We start from the raw sequence: 16,763 nt of genomic DNA, 5'->3' as shown, positions 1-16,763 counted from the left end.
GATCTGGCGCCACTGCCGACAGGTGCGAGGTACGGATCGATGGAGGTCACTTCCGCCTACAATGACTACCAAACAGAGGGAGGTGATCCATCCAGCTTTCTCCAGTGGGCGACAGTACTCGAATGTGACCCAGCTCCGGGGACTTTGATGAGGCAGGCCGTCGAGGATATCGGCGCTATCATGGCGGTCCTCCGAGAAGCGGGATATCGAGCTGTGGCAGACTGTGACTACGAGGATCAGCTCCCAGCAGTCGAATGAACTCGAGTGCACGCTGCCCGGACGTCGCTTGCGTGTACGGGATATGTGATCGGCTGATACAGCGGTAGTACCGCGAACGGTCTGATAGTCGGCCACAGCTGAAGGGTCCGTCGATTGGCTGGCGGACCCTTCAGGGCATTGCTCCTTGCGGCCTGATCATTTTGCAAAGTACATTTTCGCCTGCACGGTGATGGCAGTAGATCGGCCCGTCGACTGAAGTGGTTTTCAACAATAGGAATCGGGAACTTGCCCCGGCCGAGAGGTACGGCTCCTCATGAGCTCGTGACACAATCTTATGGCGTCAGGCGAGGCATCGCTGACACGCAGCCGCTGCCTCACCTCACCCCTGCCGAGACAGACACTGCAAAGCCGACCGGAACCAGGCGCGTGCCGCAGCTCGCGACCCCTTGGAATGCAAGAAGGGAGTGTGCATTCTTACCGGCGCCCGTCGAAGCGATCGTCTTTGCTGCTCGGGGGAAGCGTCTCGAGCTGGTCGGGATCGGCAAGCTCGGTGAGTCCGTGCACAGCGGCGTCCATACGGTCCGGACTCTCCATGCCTTCGACCCAGGTGATCATCTGATCCTCTAGCGCGGTGTACTCGCCGACGTGGTGGACGAGCTGCTGCTCGTATAGCTGTGCGACCGGTGCGGCGCGGAGGCGTTTGCCGACCTTGGCCGTGACCTCCAGGATCATCGGCATGAGTAGGCCCTTGGTGACACCGTCGCGGCGTAGCTGCTCCCATGCCTGGGTGACCACTTGTTTGGCCATGTCGCCGCCGTAGTTCTTCTCCACCACGATGGCGTCGGCCTTGAGCTCCAAGGCCAGGCGGCATGCGGCCAGGCCCCAGTCGTTGGCGCCCATCGAGCCGGACCTGTCGGCGAGGACGTACAGCTGTCGGTCGAAGTCGCGGGCGACGCCGACGATGCCGGTCTCGTCTCCGACGGTGCTCTCGCCACCGGCAGGGTCAACGGCGACGATGATGCGCGCCATGTCGAGACCGGAGAACTGGACGGCGTTGATGCGGGCGTTGTCGATCCACTCGCGCTGCCACACGCCTCCCGCGGGTGGGCGGGGCTTCTGCATGTAGAGGGCGCCCCAGACGCGTTCGCCGACGCGCTTGCGGGTCTTGGCATGGTGGGCGGCGCTGAACCGCTCGGGCCACAGTGCTTCTCCTGGTGCGCGGCCAAGGGGATCGTCTGGGCTGTCGGCGAGTGCGGGGAGGTCGATGACGCGCCAGGCGTCGCGCTCGGTGGCGAGGATGCGCCCGGCGAGGTCGTCTTCGTGCCAGCGGGTCTGGATCAGGCATATGGCGCCGGTCGGTTCGAGTCGGGTCTGGATGACGGAGGTCCACCAGTCCCAGGCGCGCCTTCGCATGGTCGGGGAGTCGGCGTCCGCCATGTCCTTGACCGGGTCGTCCACGATGGCGATGTGTGCGCCGCGTCCGGTCAGACCGCCGACGAGGCCGGCCGCGAGGAGTCCGCCTTCGCCGCCGACGATGTCGAAGCGGTTGGCGGCCTGGCTGCCGGGCTTGAGCTGGAGGCCGAGGTCGTCGCCCCAGGTGAGGATGGCGTCTCGGATCCACCGGCCGTGGTCGTCGGCGAGGTCGGCGGAGTAGCTGGCGATCATCAGGCGGTGGCCGGGGTTGCGGCGCAGGTACCACAGCGGGGCCCAGCGCGAGGCGCGCCGGCTCTTGCCGTGCCGGGGGGGCATGGTGAGCATGACGCGGTCGCACCGGCCTTCGGCCATGTCGATGAACGCCTGGTCGATCAGGTCGAGATGAGGGGCCTGCATCTCGCGGTCGCCGGTGAGCACGGCGGCGAGCGCCCCTGGGGAGCGGTCCATCGCGAGTTGCCGTTCGGCGCGTACGAGCTCGGCCCGCAGCTCCGGGGAGGCGGAGCGGGCTATGGAGCGGCGCTGCGCCGACGGCAGCGTCCTGTAGCGGGCTACGACACTCGCGGTGTCCCGGGCCCTCATTCGGTGTCCGGGTCGGTGAGCGCGATCAGCTTCTCCAGCTCGTCCACGGTGGTGTTCTCGACCTGAACCGGTCCGCCGTCGGGGCCGGACAGTTCGGTGCGGGCGGGCATGTCGAGGCCGAGGAGCCGGGCGCGGCGTTCCATGATCCGCAACGTGCGGTCGACGGCGGCGAGGTCCTGGTCGCGGACAGCCTTCTTGTAGGCGACGAAGAACAGCCGGTCGAGACGGTCGGCCTCCAGGGCGCGGAGCTCGTCAACGTCGTCTTTCAGCTCGGCGCGCCGGTCGGCGAGGGCCTGTCGGACGTCGCGGCAGGCGGCGTGGATCAGGGCTTCGTCGCTGGGCGGGTCCTGCTTCTTCCGGTACCGGTCGATGCCGTACCCCTGCGGGTAGGCGATGCCGTCGCTGTTGACGGCGGGGTCGGCGGCGAGCTTGCGGGCGATCGTCAGCCAGTCCACGCCGGCGAGGCGTAGGTCGATGGCGTCCGAGCGGCGGCGCGCGATGGCCGCACGCGCAGCCTTGTCGGGGCGTCCCACGTTGGGGTTCCTTCACAGCTCGGGTGCACCCCGCGCCCTACAGACATGATCCCACCTCGCTGCAGGTCAGCCACCTTCCGTCGATCAGGCCCCCCGGCACGCTGCCGGCCGCGCTTCATCTCCGCGTTGAGCAAGTGAAGTTGATAGACTGGCTACGTGAGTGGATGGTCGCGCGAGCCGTGACGTCCAGCCGCAGCAGTGCCCAGAACCGAGTTGGCCGACGCTTACTCGCGAGTTCTGGTCCCAGCGGTCTCCGGTCAGAGCAAGCCGAAGCCACGTACCACGAGACAGGCTTACCTAGTTTCTGGGTTTCAACGTCGGATGAAACTCAGTTCGATCACGCATGTGGTCGAACTGAGTGCGTTCGCGTGCGAAGTTCGGCCCCTGAACAGAAGGACCGAACCGATGGACTCTGCCATCATCTGGATTCTCGCTTGGTCGGGTGTGGTCTCGATCGCGATCTACGCGTTGACTGGATTGCCGGGACAGCTAATTCCCTTGATCGACGCATGGCGCAGCCTGTTCAACGCCTTTCGCGACGACGACGCGCAGAACGCTCCGCACGACAGCGAGTCATTCACACTGGAGACCGCCGTAAGGTCGGCCGCCGACCCGGCGCAGCTTGGAGCTGCCGGGTCGGCGGCTGATGGAGAGCGGCGCGACGAGTTGGGCTCCGCCACGCCAGCACCGCCTTCACATCAGTGACATCTGCTCGCCGTCGCCGGGCTTCTTCGGCGGGACGAACTCTGGCGGGGCATCGGTCGCGTTGCGGTGAGTACGCAGCCACCAGGCGAACTGATAGTTGCGGCAGGTCCGGAATCTCTGAGAGTTCCGGCGAGGCTCGGTAGCGGGGATGTCGTGCTCGCCCCATCCTGTGATGGGGCGAGCGTTCTCCAGATGGACGCGGAGGCCTGGCACGAGGGCGGGTCCTTCCCAGGACTGCCCCGGGGCCGCCTCGAAGGCGAGGTGGGCGTTGTCGCTCCATCGCCAGGGGTTGGGCAGGGCGCACAGGTACCAGGCGAGCGGCTGATTGCGCGCAGGCAGCTCGATGAGCTGATGCCGGCGCTTGGGGTCCACGCGCGGGCGGTCCGGCTGCCCGAAGGCCCTCAGGCAGTGCTGATCGAGGGCGACATGGCGTACGCCCGCGAGCCACATGATGTGGTACCGAGAACGCGACTCGATCCCCACCATTATTCGGTCTGACATGAATTCCCCACCGGTTTCTCAATTCCCGAGAGAATCATTCCTCTCTATAACCAATTTTATCAAATTCCCCACCAATTCCAGGTGCCTGTCATGCCGGAACCCATTCGGGTAAGGCATGTTGAATTCCTCCTCGAAGGCCCTTTCGTACTCCTCCCTCGGGAGGGGTACGGGGCGTCGGCATGTGGCCTTGATGTTGGAGCCGCTGAGGTCGGTGACCTTCACGTCCTCGAAGTAACGCCGGAGGAGGGGTTCGAGGGTTTCGGGGGTGTGGAAGCGGAGCTTCTGCCACTTGCCCTTGACGAAGTTCATCTCGACGTTGTCCTCGTCGAGGAAGCTCATCTTCGTGGTGGCGGTCTGCGAGGTGACGCGCTTGGCCTGCTCGTCGCGGAGTTCGCGGGCGAGGTTGCGGGTGCCGAGGCACACGACACCGTCGGCCGCGCACAGGGCGTTGACGGTGGTCAGTACCCAGTGCTGGTAGTCGAGGCTGGTGGTGGCGTTGATGACGGAGTCGAGGACGACGACGTCGTAGAGGCCGTTGGCCTGGATGTCGCCGTCGATGTCGCGGATCATGCCGACGACGGCCCGGATGTCGACGGCGTACGAGCCGTCCCGGCAACGGTAGGGCTCGTAGTCGTGGATGTTGAAGCCCTTGGCGCGCAGGTGCTTGGCGTAGTCGCCGTACCCGGCGCCGAAGTCCACGACCCGGTGGCTGGGCTTGAGCCAGGGGGTGACGAGCTGATCCCAGGTCTCCGAGCCGTAGGCGAGTTTGCCTGCCTTGGCCTTGGAGGAGAACTGCCGGAGCCGCTTGGGCTGGACGATGTGCTGGTTCCAGACGGGCGCCTTGCCCTCGATGGCGGTCCAGTCGTAGACGCCGTACTCGCCCGTGAGGTCGGCGTGCAGCTGGGCGGCCTCGGAGGAGGGGACGGTCCAGGCGAGCAGGTCGAAGTGGTTGATGCTAGCCACGACGGCGTACTCGGCGTTGAGGACGATGCGGCCCTGGTCGTCGATGACGACGCTGCCCCACGGGCCGTGGCCGGCGGCCATGTGCCCGATCGCGTTGACGAAGGAGAGGTTCTTGCGTTCGGCGACGCGGATGGACTGCCACGGGATCCAGGACCAGGCGCCGAGTTCACCGGGGTCGGCGTAGACGACGCTGGCTTCGGTCTCGACGCGGTTGTGGAGCAGGTTGAACTGGATCTCGTCCTGCAACCTGACCTTGCTGCCGAGCATGACCGCGGGTGTGTGGGTCAGGCCGATCGCCTTGAGCCCCTTCGTTCTCTGGTGACCGGCGACCAGGGTCCCGTCCGCGTTGAGGATGACGGGCTTGACGACGCCGTGCCGGCGCAAGGACGCCTGGAGCCGAACGAACGCGGTCTCGCTCAGGCGCCGCGGGTTGTAGTCGGCGGGGCGGAGCTGGTCGAGCGGGTACGACTCGTGGAACGTCGTGGTGGGCACCTTGCTCATGCGGACTCGCCCTCCTGGTGGGCCTGCGCCAGGACGTGCCAGCCGAAGCCCATGTCGCTGTTCGTGTCGTCGACGAACCGCGTGTAAATGGCGTCCAGGGCCTCGACCTCCTCGGCGGTAATGCGGACCCGCTTGGACTGCCACTGGAGGTAGCCCCACTGGAGGTAGTCGACGGTGGCGGCCGCGCCGGTGCCCGCTCCATCGGAGGTGAGCTCCAGGGTCTCGGGCAGGGAGGTGTCGTCGAGGAGCCGGTCGACGCTCTCGCGGTCGTAGCCGGTGCCGCCGAGGTCGGGGATCTCGGAGAGGACTTCGGCGAGAAGTGCGGTGTCGTAGCCGGCGAGGTCGTTGGTGCGGTTGTCGACGATGACGATGCGGGCGGCGGCCTCGTCGTCGACATCCACCCAGGTGGCGGCGATCTGTTCCCAGCCGAGCTGCTGGGCGGCGGCGACGGTGTGGTTGCCGGCCAGAATCTCGTTGGGGCGGCCGGTGTGCGTGCCCTTGTTAACCACGACGGCGCGGTACTGGCCGTTGACGGTCAGGGATTCGGCGATGGCCGGGAGATCACCGGTGCGCGGGTTGCGGTAGTAGGGGGTCAGCTCCGCGATGGGCACAGCGAGCGGGAGGAGCTGGTCGGGGATGTTGGCGAGCGCGGTCACGAGGCGTCCCTTGGTAGGCCGTTCCCCGCGCCCTACAGGAAACCCACCCTAGACGGTCGGCGGCGCTGTGCCAGCCGCGCACGTCCTATCGGCTCAGGCTGGGGGCGACTCTAGCGATCCCCACTCCGACTCGCATCACCCTCGCGCGCAAGATCGGTGTAGCGGATGCCACCACCGCACGGGTGCCTGCCCCGATCGCAGCCGTCGGGCTGGCATCGTGCCGCGGGTCCCGGCAGGCCACACGAAGGACCGTTTCCCCGGTGCACCTCGCCCCCCACAGGGGCCACCAGTGTTCACCTTCTTCGATAAGGCCGTCAGAGGGGCGTCTGAGGGGACGAGCAGCTGAATCGGCTGTGGGCGCAGTTGCGAGGCGAGCCGGTATCAGGGGCGTTCGGCGGGGCGGGTGCCGTCCTCGCGTGGGGCTCGGATGTTGTCTGGCGCGATGCTGCGTGGGCGCCTCCCGGCTGGACGCGGGGCTGTGCCCCGTTGGAACGGGGTGAAGGCGATGGCGCGAAATGCCGAGGATTTCCAACATGAATTCACCCTTGAGAGTGACAATGCGACGGGGTGGCGCGGCCAGGCTTTCACCGTGGCATGCAGACTTTCGACGCGAGTTCGCCTCAGAGATAGTTTCTGCCCCGCCCCTTTCGCCCCTCCTTGCGCAGGGTATGCCGACCTTAATCCCAAGCCTCTACCGGCGAGATCGGGAGTTCCCTGCTCCGTTTTCACGGCTGTTGGCGATTCCTGCTGGTCAGCCCTTCGGCTAGTGTCCCGGCAGGAACGGAAAAAGGGGCTCCGAGATCGATTGGCGTCTGCCTCGAAGCCCCTCTGTCCGTGCCGGACCAGCTCACGACCTAAGGAGAAGTCGATGATCCAGCACGTCCGCCGAAAGCTCGCTAGCGCCCTTCCGGCGGTGCCAGAGGTTAACATTCCGATCTCCAGCCTCCTGCAAACGGCCGTGGAGAGTGTTCTTCAGATCCGTCTCCGCTTCGGCACCGTCCTCATGGCCGGTCTGATCGTCACGGCTCTGGTGAGGCCGGAGGCGATTCCGCCACACGCGCTGTTCACCTTCTCCCTGGCCCTCTGCGCCGACCGCAGCGGCCTGGTCTATCTCAAGATCCGTCGACTTCGCTGAGACTGACCCCATGGCCGGCCGCTCGGTTCTCGGGCGGCTGGTCCCCCGCGTTCCCCCTCCCCGGCCCCGCAAGCTCGCTACGCCCTGCCGCCACGCAGCGGGCTACGACGCGAAGGAGGTGATCCGTCTGCAGCCACGGCCCAACCCGCAAGGGCTCAAACCCCTCGGCGCATCGCACGGCCGGTGCCGTCGCTCTGGCGCCGACGGAGCGAATTGGTCCGGCGCCAGCGCCGCCTACGTCATTTTCTGCCGGGAACACCGTTCCGTGTACGCGCAGTTCGCCGCAGCCGTCACGGGGAACCCCTCCGTAGGCCGAGACCTTGCGCAGACCGCCTTGGAGGAGCTGGGCGATAGGTGGCTGACCGCGCTGCGGAGTCCCTGCCCGGCCGGGTACGCCTGGGCTGTGCTCGCGGAAGTGCTCACATGCCATCGAACAGCGGCCGTTCGAGCACTGTACGAGGATCTGCGTACGGCGGAAGCCGATGCCTTGGTCCTGCGGCACCGTCTGGGCTATTCGGTTTCCGACGCCAGCCGCGTCATGGGGCTCTCACCCGACGCCTTCGAGCTGCTGCGACGTAACGCACTGACCAATGCCGCTCGCCCCGGAGCTGGCCGGCATATGCCCCCGTCGGATGCGCGCTGACCTGCGATAGTCGTGCGCCGGAGCATTCCACGCCAGACCTACGGCTGGTTCGCTCCGAACGCGTTTCGCTCGATGGTGGCTTCGGGTAGCCCTGGAGCGGACTGCCCTCCTAGCATGTGATCTCTACCTTCGGAGGGCCGGCGTACCCATGCGGGGGACGCGAGGCCGGGAGCGTGGGGAGCCTCTCATTCTTGATTTCAGTAAACCCAGCGTCGCGAGAATGTATGACCATCTTCTCGGCGGAACCGACAACTACCAGGTAGACCGAGATGCCTGTAAAGAACTCCTGAGACTCGCACCGAGTACGCAGGAACTCGCCCGTGTCAACAGAGCATTCCTCGTAAGGGCAGTTCGCTACCTCGCCCAGGAGCGAGGGGTACGCAGGTTCCTCGACCACGGCTCCGGCTTGCCGACCAGCCCGAACGTCCACGAGGTCGCCCAGGCCATCGACCCATCCTGCGAAGTCGTCTACATCGACAACGACCCCGCCGTGTCGGCCCACGGCCGGATGAGCCTCGCCGAGGACCCCATGACCACCGCGGTCCTGGAGATGGACATGCGGCACACCGACCAGATCTTCGAGTCACCCCGGGTGCAGAAGCTCCTGCGGGGAGGCCAGCCAGTCGCGGCCCTCTTCGTCTCTGTGCTGCACTGCATCAAAGACACCTCCGACCCCTGGGCCCTGGTCCGCCGGGTCGCCGAGCGTCTGCCCGCAGGCAGCTACATGGTGATCTCCCAGCTCGCCAGCGATGACCCCGAACTACGGGAGAGCATCACCGACTTCATGGACGAAGTGACGGGCGGCACCTGGGGGGAAGTCCGGGCCCTGAGCGAGGTGAAGAGGTTCTTCGAGGGCCTCGAACTGCTTGAGGTGAGCGAGCAGGAGCCCGTGGAGGTCTCTCTCTGGAACCCTGACAGCGACCTCGCCCCGCGCCAACGCAGCACCGAATGGATCGAGTACGGAGGAGTGGCGCTCATCAAGTAGCGGGGGGCTCAGTCAGCGAGCTGATCGATGTACCGCTGGAGCAGCGCCATGGAGTGCTCCTTCTCACCGCACGCGTGCCACAACTCCTCCAAGGACTGCTGATAGGGCTCGACCTCGGCCAGGTCAGTGATCAGTTCGCCGCCCCGGTTCCTGTTCTCCAGGTAGACCGCCTTGCCCAGCTCGTCATCGTGCGGCTTGAGCAAGGCCATGGCGTTGTGCAGGGCAGAGCCGGCAGCGACTACAGGCAGGATCCGCAGCCGGACACGAGGCTTGTTCTCGGCCACGTTGTACAGGTGGCGGAGCTGCTCGCGGTGGACGACGGGGCCGCCCTGCTGGATCAGCAGGGCGGCTTCGCCGATCATGGCCTCATAGATGGGTGCGCTGTCTCCGTCGAGCAGGACCTGGCGCCGCATACGGAACTCCAGGCGCTCGCTCATGTCCTGTTGCTGCCTCGCCTGGATGGCGGAATCAGGACGGGTCCGGGTGAACTCCCGCATCAACGCCTTGGCGTAGGCACGGGTCTGCAGCATCCCGGGGATACTGGACTCCTGGTAGACCCTGATGGCCTTGGCACGCGACTCCATCGCGAACAGCGCCCGGAACGCCTCAGAGCTGCCGTGAGGCGGGGCCCAGTCGGGCGTCTGCTTCGCCCGCGTCAGCAGGTCCAGAGCTTCGTCGATGTCCTGCAGCGGCGCCTCGTAGTACCGCAGCAGAGCCCGCACGCGATCGGGCGTCATCGGGGTTCGGGCGTTCTCATACCGACTCAGCATCGAGGCCGAAGTAATCTCCGGGACGGCTGCCAGGACGTCGGACTGGAGCCGGCTGCCGCGGTGGTACCGCAGCATGTCGGCGACGGCCCGCTCAAGAGGATGAGCGGACCGCCGCGGATTCGAATCCTCCGGGCCCGGCAACGAGGCAAGATGGCGGGGCAATTGAACTCCCTGTACGCGGGCAGCACTGCGCCGCCCATGTAATCAGAGAATGTCGATCACCACGCAGTTCTCGCAACCTATGGCCGGGGCTTTTCAGACAGTCATGGCTGCGAACTCTCCGTTGGAAGCACCATCCACGAACGCCGCCAGCTCGGATCGCGTGAAGATGAGTGCCGGGCCGTCAGGGTAGCGCGAGTTGCGCATGGCCACGTTTTCGCCGACCTCGGCAACCTCGACGCAGTCGTTGAGTGCGTCGCTCGCCTTCGCCTTGATCCACTGGGCGTCCGTCAGGGTGCTGGCGCCTACTCCGTTGTGAACTTCTCCCACTTTCACTACCTCTCATTCGGTGTCTGGCCAGCAGGGACAGCCTGGATCTTCCCACCGCCAGCTCATGCGCACGTCTGCCTTTCACGCAGCCGTGAAAATTTCACGTGCTGGTGAGAGTGGACGAAATGCTAGACCTTCGGGACGGGAACCGCCGTCCCTCGAAAGAGCGTTCTCGGCAGCATTGAAAGCCGATATAGGATGATCACATTTACGGGTGTGAAGCTGGTTGGAGAATGGCCGGAGTTTTTCGCTCTTCCCGACGGTATTGATGATCTGGCAATGATGCCTGCGCGGTCGGGCTAGACTCTTTCGATTTTCTGGCGCTGTAGCCTCCTGGCGGCTGCTGGCGACCTTCGGTCGAGCCTGAGTCAGCACCGCCGTACGGGACGGGTAGTGGCCTGGCGGCTCTGCGGAGCAGGCGCCGGTCCGGCTGGCATCCCTGCTGGTTGTTCGACCGGCGGTCATTCGGCGTCGCACGAGGCTTCGTGCGGGCGCCGCACCCCTGGCGGAGGTGGAGGCGTCAAGGTGCTCCAGCAGGGACGCGTGAGAGGGACCGGCGGCGGTGAGGGCTGGAAGCCAACGTTCCGTTGACCCCCAGGCCAGTTGCCGAAAGCAGCCGAGCGGGGGACGAAGAGGCTCGCTTCGGTGCGAGTGGAGGTCAGCGGTTGTTGCAGCGGCAGATCCCGGGGGGCAGGCACCAGGAGTCGCACGACTTGCACCACACGGCGCCCGGCACGGGCGGGGTGGGCTCGTTCTTCTCGGTCGTCTGCTGCTCGTTCATGCTGGTCTGCTTCCTGTGCGCGTGTAGAGGGCTGCTTCGAGTTCCGTTCGATGCCGGGCGGCGTCCGGGTCGGGCTCACGGCTCCAGCAGGCGTGGGGTTCGCGGTCACAGACGGGCGTGGCCGACTTGCCATCCCGTTCGGCGACGAGGCGGCGGTACAGGTCGTACTCGTCGGCGTGGCCGTAAAAGTCCTGCGAGGTCATGGCACTCCCGGGTACACGTGGACCCGCCGTCGGCCTGGGCCGGGGCGGGTCCGCTCGCGTGCGTGGATGTGGCGCGGCAGGTGGCTTCGCTTCGGTGCGGAGCCGGTGCCTGACGGGTAGGGCGCGGGGGATTGGCCACCCGTCAGGCACCGAGGGGATGCCGCATGCCACGGCAGTCGGTGGGCCGGTTCCTCGGCTGTGGCCGTTCCCTCCAACGAGATAGACCGTAGCACTGTTCAGTGTTGGGATCTATATCGAGCCTTGATCTTGATGCCCTTGGGCCGACTCGCCGTGCCTGTAGCCGCCCAGGGGTGCCGCCGTGGGAGGTCTCTTCGCCGGTGAAGAGCAGGGCCTGCTGGGCGGTGCGGGGCCGCGCGTTGAAGTCCTCGGACCTTGGGGCATTCCGTTGAAGCGGGGCGCAGCCGGGGCTTCGCGCACGGGGATGACGGTGACGACCGTCTGGATCCGGAGGGTCGGGAAGGCATCGCCCGGCAGCTCGGTGACGGTGCCGCGCGCCTCCCGGACGCGGGCGACGTCGAGCACGTCGGGATCTATCTGCACGGCGATGCCCTCTCAGGCGTATTCGGTGCAGTCGGCGGCGAGCGGGTGGCTCTTGTGGTCGTCGCAGACGGCGTCGCCGGTGGCAGGGTCCGTGCCGCCGTCGCACAGCTCGCAGACCCAGTAGCCGCAGACGACGCAGATCGCGGAGGCGAGCTGCTCGGCGTCGTTGTCCAGGTCGGTCCGGCACGCGCGGCAGATGCGCGGCGGCAGCGTTCCGTCGTCGGGCCAGGTCTTGAGGCCGTTGATGCGAGCGGGCCGCTTCACGTCTCGTGCGCCTGCCGGTCGTCTTCCTCCTGGGCGGCGAGGGCGGCCGCTTCGAGCTCGACCAGGCGCGCCGCGATCACGATGAAGCACCGGACGGAGACGTGGCCTTCCGCTCTTCCGCGCAGGACCGAGGCAGCGAGTGGGGTGAGCCTGTCAGCGTGTTCGAAGGTGGCGTTAGCGCCGGTGCGGCGCGCCGTGTGGAGCATAATGGCGGCTTCACGGACAAATTTGGTCACGTCCGGGTGGTATTCCTGGAGGATGTCGACCGTCACCGGCAGGCCCTCGAACAGGTTGTGGTTGACGCTGCGCGCGGTATGGGTGGGGTTCATCGTGGGCTCTCCGTAGTAGAGGGGGCGGCCCGCCGGCGGGCCGCCCCTCGGCGGGTCGGTCAGGCGGCGAGGTCGACCGTCTCGCCCTCGACGCCGGCGGCCTCCTGCTCCACCTCGGTGGCGGCCTCCTGCTGCGGGGCGTCACCCTCAGGGCTCGCGGTCTCCTCGGCGGCGGGCTCGACCGCCTCCGAGGCGATGGGCTCACCCTGCGCGTCGCCCCCCTCCTGCTCCGGCGTGTCGTCGGCCGCGGGCTCCAGCCGGGCGAGCGCGGCCGCCGCTTCGCCGACGAGGTCGGGGGCGGCCGCCTTGGGGCTGATCAACAGCTCGCTGGCGTCGGCGTGGGCCTTGGCCTGCTTGAGCTGCCAGCGGGCCTTCTGCACGGATGCGGCAACCCGGTCGATCTGCTCCAGCCGCTTGCCGACCTGCCCCTCCAGCATCCGGGCCAGCTCCATCGGGTCGATCTTCGCGATGCCGTCCAGCAGCTCGCACACGCGCTCGATGGTGTCGAGGTCGCTCTTGGTCTTGGTCTGGGCGCGGCCGACCTCGGCCTTCTTCTCGGGCGTCAACTCCTCGACCTCGACCATCGAATCCTGCTGCGCCGCCTTCTCCTGCTTGCGCATGGCGTAGGCGATGTGGACGAGCTGATTCTCGCTCTTGTCGCCCTTCTTCCAGTCGTCGAAGACGGCCTTCTGATTGGCGGGCGAGAGCGCGGCGATCTGGACGGCGGCTTGGGTGCCGATGTGCTTGGCATCCACGGCGGACTGGATCTCGGGGCGCAGGTTGAGCAGGGTGAGCCGCTGGTTGACGAAGGGGACCGACTTGGAGAAGGTCTCGGCGACGGCGGGCACCTTGTCGGGGTCGCCGTCGTGTTCGTGGTCCAGGACGCGCTTGAAGCCGCGGGCCTCCTCCATGGGGAGCATGTCCTCGCGGTTGAGGTTCTCGGCCATGGCCTTCTTGAAGCTGTCGAGGTCGCTGATCTCGGCGTCGCCGTCGGCGAGGAGGATCTTGGCCTCAATGGTGATGTTGCCCGCGATCGCGTTTGCACGGAAGCGGCGCTCGCCGGCGACGAGCTCGTAGCCCTGCTCGGCCTTGCGGACCACGATCGGCTGGAGCAGGCCGTGCTGCTTGATCGAGGCGGCCAGCTCGTTCAGCGCCTCTTCGTTGAAGGTCTCGCGCGGCTGGCCCTCGTTGCGGGTGATCTGGCGCATCTTCAGGGTCTGGTACTTGTGCGGCATGTCGCCTCCAAGAGGTCAGCGGGTGGGGTCTTTCCCCTCCCCCTTGCATGCTTTTATTCTATATGCATTTAGGGTGGGAGTCCACAAATTTCTGAAGTTTTTGCAGGTCAGAGACGTGGGGCGCGAACCTTGAGGGCCCCCGCCCCACGTCTCACTCGCCGCAGCCTTCCATCCCGCCCGAGCCCGCCTGCCGGTCGAACCTCTCGACGTTCACGATCGCCAGCGCACCCAGCACCTCCTGCGCCAGCCCCTCATCCAGGGCGACATTCTCCTCACCCTCGGACTCCGCCAGCCGAGCAAACACTCGCCCCACTTCGATCCCCACCCGTACCTCTTTGCGTCGTGACGCCATACCGCCCGAGCGTGCCTCAGCTTAGATCCCCACACGACAGAGATGGCGGCACACATCAAGGCCCGAAGAAAGGCATCACCCCGGCCTCCTCCCCAGAGGCAGAGGGTGACACCCACACGCTAGGTAAGCGTTCGTGTTTTAACCGTTATAGATCTTGCTTCGGACCACCCGGTATTGTCAACAAACGAAGACAATGAACGCCTCCACCCGCCACCACTCTGGCCGGAGTTGACAGACTTAAGAGGAGTTACGACCAGATGCCGTCGCTCGGCCCGCAGGTACCTCTCGCCAGCAAGCTGGCTTTGCTGCTCGGCAAGAAGCGCGACAAGGTCGGGAAGACACCGAGCACGCGCGCCATCGCCACAGCGACGGCCCAGGAGGCTGGCGGGAAACCGGCCATGACCCACCAGGTCGTCAACGAGCTGCTGACCGGGGAGAAGACGGACCCCAAACTGTCCCAGCTCCTCGGACTCGCACGGGCTTTCGAGACTCCGGTAAGTTTCCTGCTCCCCGGATACAACGGCTTGACCTCGCTGACGGTCTATGAGGAATACCCCGAGGCACGCGAAGCCCTACGCCTGATTCACGACCTGGGGCCGGGAGGGGCCCATGAGCTACTGGAAGCCGCGCGTGAGATCCGCTCACGGCACGGCCGCAGCAACCTCACAGTCCCTGAAATCCCTGAACCCCTGCCCGCTGTACCCGAGGCCCCGCGGCCTGGCAGACGGCGCAGGCTCAGTTTCGACGAAGCAGCCCAACGGGCTGCCTCCGACCTGGAAGGACCCTAGAACAACATGGACGGCATAGTCTTCGGCCTGTGCACCCTCTTCGGCTTGACGGGGACCGTGCTCTCTGCCCGTGAAGCCTGGCGCCAGCGGGACCGAGTCGACTACCGCATCGCACGGGCCGCACGAACAATCGCGTTCGGCGTGTGCACCCTCGGGGTTCTCCTCGCCGTTCCTGCGGTCGAAACCGCAGTCGAGTCCGCGACCGGCATGAACAACGCGGCCAAGATCGGCGCCCACGTCTGCGCGGTCCTATGGTGCGGAAGTCTCCAGCTCATGCTGGTGGACTGGTCGTACACCCGGGAAGTCCTCAAGGCCAGCCTCTACGCGCGGATCGCCTTCGCGGTCGTCGTGCTCGCCGCCATGCTCCCGCTGTTCGTCGCAACCACGGACGAGACCATCGAGTTCACCACAGCACACGCTGCCGCGCCCGGCGTCACCGTGTACCTCATGGTCTACCTGTCTTATGTGGCGGTGACCTGTGGAGAGATCGTCTTCTTGTGCTCAGGGATGGCCTTGTCCATGCGTCGAGGCGGGCACTTCTGGACCGCACGAGGGCTCGCGGTGTCTGCGATCGCAGCCATGCTGGGCGTCGCGTACGCCCTGAGTAAGGGCTCTTACCTGGTCACACGCTACCTCGGGCACCCGTGGCCGCTGGAGACCGAGGAGATCGTCTCCCCGGTCCTGGCCGGCCTGGCAGTGGTCGCCCTGATCACCGGCCTGACGATGTCGATGGTCGGACGGCGGATCGCTGCCCGGAAGGTTCCCGTCTCAGCCACCTGACGCACTGTCCGTCTTGCGCCAGTGCAGGACGACACGCCCAGGCTCGATCGTTCGGACACCCCGCGCGCGTGCCGGGTACACGACGACGGCCTCCAAGAGGAGCAGGGTGATCGCCCTCTTGGAGGCCGTCGGCGCAGTGTTCCACCAGCGCACCAGATCGGTGGCGCTGCCCAGCTTGAAGTTCGCCATCTGCTCCGCGTAGCGGAGCCGCTTTCGTGTCTCCTTGAGGGTCTTCGTCAGCTCGCAGTCGGCGATGACCAAGGCCTCACTGCTGATCTGCCGCTGCCCGTAGAGCGTGGCGGCTTCCTTCCGCCGCCCCTCAAGGTCGGCGAGGTCCGCCGTCAGCTCCTTGACCTGCTCCTTGACGGCCTCCTGCGCCCGGAGAAGCTGCGCGCGAATGCCGGGCTTGAGGAGTTCTGCCACCACGTACTCGCCGACGTAGTTCTCCAGCAGCTCGGCGTCGATCCGGACCTCTCCGCACCCACCGCGCCCGTTCTTGTCCTTCGGGCGGCAGCGGTACCCCGGGGTGCCCGAGTTCGTACGCGCACCTTGGAGAGCCTTCGTGCAGTTGCCGCACGTGCTCGCCTCATCGTTGAGGAGGTAGTCATGTGTGTCGTCCGGCGCGGCCGTCTTCCGGGCCTTCTCGCGCTCCTCCAAGGCGTGGAACTCCTCGGCGGTGATCGGGCCGCAGTGGCCGGCATCCACCAGCTCGCCGTTCGCCTCACGGCGGAGACCAGCGATGGCCGGGTTGCGGAAGAGGCGGCCGACGGAGGCGTCCTTCCACTCCCCTCCGAGCGTCCCGCGGTAGCCCTCACCGTTGGCCCAGGCGGCGACGTCGCCATTCGAAGCGCCAGCCAGGGCCCGGCTAACCATCTGGCGGGTCGGCTCCACCTCGTCGTCGCGAAGCCGTTGACGCGACTGGTCGTCAAAACCGTACAGCCGAGGCATTCGATGGTCGTCCGTTCTTCTCGTACGCGTATAGCCGCCCGATCCTAGGCCACAGCCCCGTACAGGGGCTGCGGCCTAGGAGAGTCGTTCGGGTCCGCGCGATCATCAGCGCGTCGGCGGCGTCACCTCCAACACGCTCCACAACGCAGCGGTCGGAACCTTCACCGTGCTCCCCAGCGGAAGCGTTCGTACGGGGAAGGCCCCTTCCTTGATCAGGGCATATGCCTTGTGGACTCCGATCCCGAGCGCCCGTGCAGCCGTGGTGACGTTCACCGTGGGCGGCAGCGCGAGCAGTTCGTCCAGGGTCATCTGGCTGGCCCTAGCGCCTGCACCTACAGCGTTTTCCGTTGTCATCCCGTTGTCGCGATCTCCCCCACGCCAACGTGACTTAAGGATACGCCAACACTGG

20 protein-coding genes are annotated in these 16,763 nt (G+C 66.5%); 5 read left to right on the top strand and 15 right to left on the bottom strand.

The annotated features are described in order from the left end of the window. Positions 1-693 precede the first annotated feature (693 nt). Both ACRRSS_RS06135 and ACRRSS_RS06130 read right to left on the bottom strand, forming a co-directional pair. Positions 694-2,232, bottom strand: a complete 1,539-nt coding sequence (locus ACRRSS_RS06135; RefSeq protein WP_435970192.1) for a terminase large subunit domain-containing protein — start codon at positions 2,230-2,232, stop codon at positions 694-696. After that, positions 2,229-2,765 carry a hypothetical protein gene (locus tag ACRRSS_RS06130; RefSeq protein WP_435970191.1) on the bottom strand — a complete coding sequence of 179 codons (537 nt, stop codon included), beginning with the start codon at positions 2,763-2,765 and terminating at the stop codon, positions 2,229-2,231. Before ACRRSS_RS06130 ends, ACRRSS_RS06135 begins: the two co-directional genes overlap by 4 nt. A gap of 405 nt (positions 2,766-3,170) precedes the next feature. Between ACRRSS_RS06130 and ACRRSS_RS06125 the strand changes: the two genes are divergently transcribed. Then, positions 3,171-3,470: a hypothetical protein gene (locus tag ACRRSS_RS06125; protein ID WP_435970190.1), complete on the top strand. Its 300-nt coding sequence runs from the start codon at positions 3,171-3,173 to the stop codon at positions 3,468-3,470. Here ACRRSS_RS06125 and ACRRSS_RS06120 read toward each other — a convergent pair. The 3 genes from ACRRSS_RS06120 to ACRRSS_RS06110 are packed head-to-tail and all read right to left on the bottom strand — an operon-like array spanning position 3,459 to position 6,091. After that, the gene (locus tag ACRRSS_RS06120; protein WP_435970189.1) at positions 3,459-3,971 is read right to left on the bottom strand and encodes a hypothetical protein; all 513 of its coding nucleotides are present in this window, start codon (positions 3,969-3,971) and stop codon (positions 3,459-3,461) included. The two genes, ACRRSS_RS06125 and ACRRSS_RS06120, sit on opposite strands and share 12 nt — an antisense overlap. An 18-nt stretch (positions 3,972-3,989) precedes the next feature. Next, entirely contained in the window at positions 3,990-5,435 is a 1,446-nt protein-coding gene (locus tag ACRRSS_RS06115; protein ID WP_435970188.1) for a methyltransferase domain-containing protein, read from the bottom strand. Beyond that, entirely contained in the window at positions 5,432-6,091 is a 660-nt protein-coding gene (locus ACRRSS_RS06110) for a ParB/RepB/Spo0J family partition protein (RefSeq protein ID WP_435970187.1), read from the bottom strand. Before ACRRSS_RS06110 ends, ACRRSS_RS06115 begins: the two co-directional genes overlap by 4 nt. A gap of 868 nt (positions 6,092-6,959) precedes the next feature. Between ACRRSS_RS06110 and ACRRSS_RS06105 the strand changes: the two genes are divergently transcribed. Both ACRRSS_RS06105 and ACRRSS_RS06100 read left to right on the top strand, forming a co-directional pair. Beyond that, positions 6,960-7,226, top strand: coding sequence for a hypothetical protein (locus ACRRSS_RS06105; protein WP_435970186.1), 267 nt, complete (start codon positions 6,960-6,962; stop codon positions 7,224-7,226). Between the two features lie 791 nt (positions 7,227-8,017). After that, the gene (locus ACRRSS_RS06100; RefSeq protein ID WP_435970185.1) at positions 8,018-8,854 is read left to right on the top strand and encodes an SAM-dependent methyltransferase; all 837 of its coding nucleotides are present in this window, start codon (positions 8,018-8,020) and stop codon (positions 8,852-8,854) included. Between the two features lie 8 nt (positions 8,855-8,862). Here the strand turns inward: ACRRSS_RS06100 and ACRRSS_RS06095 are convergent, their stop codons facing one another. The 8 genes from ACRRSS_RS06095 to ACRRSS_RS06060 all read right to left on the bottom strand — a co-directional run bounded on the left by ACRRSS_RS06095 (position 8,863) and on the right by ACRRSS_RS06060 (position 13,811). Then, positions 8,863-9,624, bottom strand: coding sequence for a DUF5753 domain-containing protein (locus ACRRSS_RS06095; RefSeq protein ID WP_435970184.1), 762 nt, complete (start codon positions 9,622-9,624; stop codon positions 8,863-8,865). Positions 9,625-9,879: 255 nt separating this feature from the next. Continuing rightward, a complete protein-coding gene (locus ACRRSS_RS06090) occupies positions 9,880-10,113 on the bottom strand; it encodes a DUF397 domain-containing protein (protein ID WP_435970183.1) in 234 nt (77 codons plus the stop codon). Between the two features lie 658 nt (positions 10,114-10,771). Beyond that, complete coding sequence (locus tag ACRRSS_RS06085) at positions 10,772-10,894, bottom strand: hypothetical protein (protein ID WP_435970182.1); 123 nt, start codon at positions 10,892-10,894, stop codon at positions 10,772-10,774. After that, complete coding sequence (locus tag ACRRSS_RS06080; protein ID WP_435970181.1) at positions 10,891-11,097, bottom strand: hypothetical protein; 207 nt, start codon at positions 11,095-11,097, stop codon at positions 10,891-10,893. The genes ACRRSS_RS06085 and ACRRSS_RS06080 overlap by 4 nt, the downstream gene beginning before the upstream one ends. A gap of 573 nt (positions 11,098-11,670) precedes the next feature. Beyond that, positions 11,671-11,922 carry a hypothetical protein gene (locus tag ACRRSS_RS06075; RefSeq protein WP_435970180.1) on the bottom strand — a complete coding sequence of 84 codons (252 nt, stop codon included), beginning with the start codon at positions 11,920-11,922 and terminating at the stop codon, positions 11,671-11,673. Beyond that, complete coding sequence (locus ACRRSS_RS06070; protein WP_435970179.1) at positions 11,919-12,251, bottom strand: hypothetical protein; 333 nt, start codon at positions 12,249-12,251, stop codon at positions 11,919-11,921. Before ACRRSS_RS06070 ends, ACRRSS_RS06075 begins: the two co-directional genes overlap by 4 nt. A gap of 59 nt (positions 12,252-12,310) precedes the next feature. Then, positions 12,311-13,486, bottom strand: a complete 1,176-nt coding sequence (locus ACRRSS_RS06065; protein ID WP_435970178.1) for a ParB/RepB/Spo0J family partition protein — start codon at positions 13,484-13,486, stop codon at positions 12,311-12,313. Between the two features lie 151 nt (positions 13,487-13,637). Further along, positions 13,638-13,811 carry a hypothetical protein gene (locus ACRRSS_RS06060; RefSeq protein ID WP_435970177.1) on the bottom strand — a complete coding sequence of 58 codons (174 nt, stop codon included), beginning with the start codon at positions 13,809-13,811 and terminating at the stop codon, positions 13,638-13,640. A 284-nt stretch (positions 13,812-14,095) separates the two neighbouring features. On the opposite strand from ACRRSS_RS06060, the gene ACRRSS_RS06055 reads away from it, so the two are divergent. Both ACRRSS_RS06055 and ACRRSS_RS06050 read left to right on the top strand, forming a co-directional pair. Beyond that, entirely contained in the window at positions 14,096-14,626 is a 531-nt protein-coding gene (locus ACRRSS_RS06055) for a hypothetical protein (RefSeq protein ID WP_435970176.1), read from the top strand. Positions 14,627-14,632: 6 nt separating this feature from the next. After that, positions 14,633-15,406, top strand: a complete 774-nt coding sequence (locus ACRRSS_RS06050; protein ID WP_435970175.1) for a hypothetical protein — start codon at positions 14,633-14,635, stop codon at positions 15,404-15,406. Here the strand turns inward: ACRRSS_RS06050 and ACRRSS_RS06045 are convergent. Together ACRRSS_RS06045 and ACRRSS_RS06040 are read right to left on the bottom strand one after the other, a co-directional pair. After that, positions 15,395-16,354 (bottom strand): recombinase family protein, encoded by a 960-nt coding sequence (locus ACRRSS_RS06045; RefSeq protein ID WP_435970174.1) that lies wholly within the window; start codon positions 16,352-16,354, stop codon positions 15,395-15,397. The genes ACRRSS_RS06050 and ACRRSS_RS06045 overlap by 12 nt on opposite strands. 105 nt (positions 16,355-16,459) lie before the next feature. After that, positions 16,460-16,663: a DNA-binding protein gene (locus tag ACRRSS_RS06040; protein ID WP_435970173.1), complete on the bottom strand. Its 204-nt coding sequence runs from the start codon at positions 16,661-16,663 to the stop codon at positions 16,460-16,462. Positions 16,664-16,763 lie beyond the last annotated feature (100 nt).

The sequence above is a fragment of the Streptomyces sp. Qhu_M48 genome, assembly GCF_051305195.1.
GTDB lineage: Bacteria > Actinomycetota > Actinomycetes > Streptomycetales > Streptomycetaceae > Streptomyces.
The sequence above is the reverse complement of the archived record's forward strand: the minus strand, read 5'-3'. Positions and strand labels throughout refer to the sequence as shown.

Excerpts from the sequence above, each read along its gene's own strand:
- ACRRSS_RS06135 (WP_435970192.1), bottom strand. The coding sequence starts at position 2,232 with ATGAGGGCCCGGGACACCGCGAGTGTCGTAGCCCGCTACAGGACGCTG.
- ACRRSS_RS06125 (WP_435970190.1), top strand. The coding sequence starts at position 3,171 with ATGGACTCTGCCATCATCTGGATTCTCGCTTGGTCGGGTGTGGTCTCG.
- ACRRSS_RS06120 (WP_435970189.1), bottom strand. The coding sequence starts at position 3,971 with ATGTCAGACCGAATAATGGTGGGGATCGAGTCGCGTTCTCGGTACCAC.
- ACRRSS_RS06115 (WP_435970188.1), bottom strand. The coding sequence starts at position 5,435 with ATGAGCAAGGTGCCCACCACGACGTTCCACGAGTCGTACCCGCTCGAC.
- ACRRSS_RS06105 (WP_435970186.1), top strand. The coding sequence starts at position 6,960 with ATGATCCAGCACGTCCGCCGAAAGCTCGCTAGCGCCCTTCCGGCGGTG.
- ACRRSS_RS06100 (WP_435970185.1), top strand. The coding sequence starts at position 8,018 with ATGCGGGGGACGCGAGGCCGGGAGCGTGGGGAGCCTCTCATTCTTGAT.
- ACRRSS_RS06095 (WP_435970184.1), bottom strand. The coding sequence starts at position 9,624 with ATGCTGAGTCGGTATGAGAACGCCCGAACCCCGATGACGCCCGATCGC.
- ACRRSS_RS06085 (WP_435970182.1), bottom strand. The coding sequence starts at position 10,894 with ATGAACGAGCAGCAGACGACCGAGAAGAACGAGCCCACCCCGCCCGTG.
- ACRRSS_RS06080 (WP_435970181.1), bottom strand. The coding sequence starts at position 11,097 with ATGACCTCGCAGGACTTTTACGGCCACGCCGACGAGTACGACCTGTAC.
- ACRRSS_RS06070 (WP_435970179.1), bottom strand. The coding sequence starts at position 12,251 with ATGAACCCCACCCATACCGCGCGCAGCGTCAACCACAACCTGTTCGAG.
- ACRRSS_RS06065 (WP_435970178.1), bottom strand. The coding sequence starts at position 13,486 with ATGCCGCACAAGTACCAGACCCTGAAGATGCGCCAGATCACCCGCAAC.
- ACRRSS_RS06055 (WP_435970176.1), top strand. The coding sequence starts at position 14,096 with ATGCCGTCGCTCGGCCCGCAGGTACCTCTCGCCAGCAAGCTGGCTTTG.
- ACRRSS_RS06050 (WP_435970175.1), top strand. The coding sequence starts at position 14,633 with ATGGACGGCATAGTCTTCGGCCTGTGCACCCTCTTCGGCTTGACGGGG.
- ACRRSS_RS06045 (WP_435970174.1), bottom strand. The coding sequence starts at position 16,354 with ATGCCTCGGCTGTACGGTTTTGACGACCAGTCGCGTCAACGGCTTCGC.
- ACRRSS_RS06040 (WP_435970173.1), bottom strand. The coding sequence starts at position 16,663 with ATGACCCTGGACGAACTGCTCGCGCTGCCGCCCACGGTGAACGTCACC.